This window comes from Candidatus Limimorpha sp., assembly GCF_056203535.1.
This window is the reverse complement of sequence record NZ_JBADWU010000112.1, coordinates 1-1,862: the sequence shown is the minus strand read 5'-3', so window position 1 is coordinate 1,862 and position 1,862 is coordinate 1. Positions and strand designations below refer to the sequence as shown.

The following is a 1,862-nucleotide window of genomic DNA, read 5'->3' as shown; positions in this document are numbered from 1 at the left end:
ACCTCCAATGTCTCACGAAACATCTCGAAATCAATCGTTTCTGAAAGTCTTTCCAGCGGATTCCCCAATGCGTTCAACATTGAAGTTCTTTCTTCCGAATCAAATAAACCTTGGTTGCCAAGCTTTCTGTATGCCCTTTTGCATGTGTCCATTTTCTCTTCAAATTTGCGGCAAATATACAAATATTTATCTGAATATCAAAGAGTTTTATTTAGAAATGCCCTTATGGACTCTTACTTCACTTCCACCTCATCAATCAATGAGCATTTCGCGGTCGTTGTAGAAACGTATGAAGACTTTTGTCAACTTGCTTTCGTTTGCCATTACTTAATCCTCCTTAGGTTTAACGATTTCCCAATGGCCAGTCTTATTTGGACCAACATGACGGACAAGCCCTTTTTGTTGGAGAATCATCAAATCTCTACGAATTGTTCTTTCGTTCAGGCCAAATTTTTCAGCAAGTGTTTTGCTTGTTTCACTGACATTTATTAGGACATTTTCCATGACAGATGGTTGTCCTGCATCCATTAGTAAATAATATATATTTCGTTGTCTATCAGTAAGTTCTTTCAGGACATTTATTAGGACATTATCAGGACATTTTTCTATATCATCACCATTTGTCATAGAAACATTTATTGGCATTTCCTTTGCCTTAAACATCACCATAATGTCCTCAGGATATACAGTATATTCTGGTCTTGGAGTGCCGTAAGCATCACAAGCCTCGCATATTTTTTCAATGCCACGATCCCATGTCTCAATATAGCCAGCCCAGAAAAGCCACGTGCGATGTTGGGATTGTATGGCAAAGACCGATGTTTGCCCAACAAAGTGTCTTTCGTCCAATTTGCTGGAAAAACGCAATCATTTCCAATATATAGTTTGTCGGCATAAACGCTAATCTGAATTGGTATCTGCTTCGCATAGTTCTTGTGAACCAAAGCGTTATAAACAGCTTCACGTATTGCTTCCTTCGGAAAAGGATAAGTTTCAATACGTGTCACACCTTCATACGAAATCTCTGCCTTCATATACTTCGTGTACAGCAAATCAATAGTTTTTTCTGCCTGAGAAATGAGCGAGCCATGAATTTCATCGTAATAGCGCAAGTCGGCATCAGTCTCGAAAAAACCGATTTTCACATACGAACCGTTAATCCATTTTTCAGGATTTTTATGAAACAGCATCATTGCAGCACGCATTATTTTTCCCTCTTTAATTAGCCCAAGATGATTAAGAATCTGCTCATTATCCATGTCAAGATCCTTTTTGTCCATCCTATGGCTACGGATAGCCTGCTCCTTGAACAATTCAAATTCCTCATCACGGAAATCCTTCACAGTCAAATCGTTCATCAAAACGCAATCCCACGTCATCCCTGTTTTGTCAAACAGAAACTGAGTGAGGGCTGCACCTTGGAGCAACTGTTTGGTGCTGCCGCTACGATAATGATACTCACCATTGAAATTGATGGGAAAAGCACTCGGCTGAGTAATGATTTCCAAATAAGCCAAATCATTCTTTTCCAACAAATTCACTTCCACGACAATGCCAAGTTTATCCCTAACTTTATTAGGAATATCCTCACTAAGCTTCTTGACGTCATTAAGGCCTACCACTTCGCCATTGTCATCAACGCCAATATATAGCGTGCCACCTTGCGCATTGGCAAAACCACAAATCCATTTCAGGTATTCATCGCGCCAAGATTCCTTATATTCCTTAAATCCGCAACCGATCTGCAAGAGTAATGAGTTCCAAAGTAGCAGGCCGGGAAGATGCCTTCAGGCCGTAGGGAATGGCATTTAGGTGTTTCCGTTGCACAAAATCCCCTTACCCCACGATGCGTCTTGAGGCAA

General features: G+C 40.3%; 2 protein-coding genes and 1 pseudogene. All 3 read right to left on the bottom strand.

The window, feature by feature from the left end; all coding sequences use genetic code 11:
• Nucleotides 1–152, bottom strand: a pseudogene (locus AC06MN_RS14030) (IS5/IS1182 family transposase); the annotation flags it as partial.
• 175 nt (nucleotides 153–327) lie between these two features.
• Nucleotides 328–627: an HTH domain-containing protein gene (locus AC06MN_RS14025; RefSeq protein ID WP_475672997.1), complete on the bottom strand. Its 300-nt coding sequence runs from the start codon at nucleotides 625–627 to the stop codon at nucleotides 328–330.
• Nucleotides 628–662: 35 nt separating this feature from the next.
• Nucleotides 663–1,748, bottom strand: coding sequence for an RNA-binding domain-containing protein (locus AC06MN_RS14020; RefSeq protein WP_475672996.1), 1,086 nt, complete (start codon nucleotides 1,746–1,748; stop codon nucleotides 663–665).
• Between the last annotated feature and the right edge of the window lie 114 nt (nucleotides 1,749–1,862).

What these genes read in the sequence shown, in the direction of transcription:
- AC06MN_RS14025 (WP_475672997.1), bottom strand. Translation starts at nt 627, where the DNA reads ATGACAAATGGTGATGATATAGAAAAATGTCCTGATAATGTCCTAATA.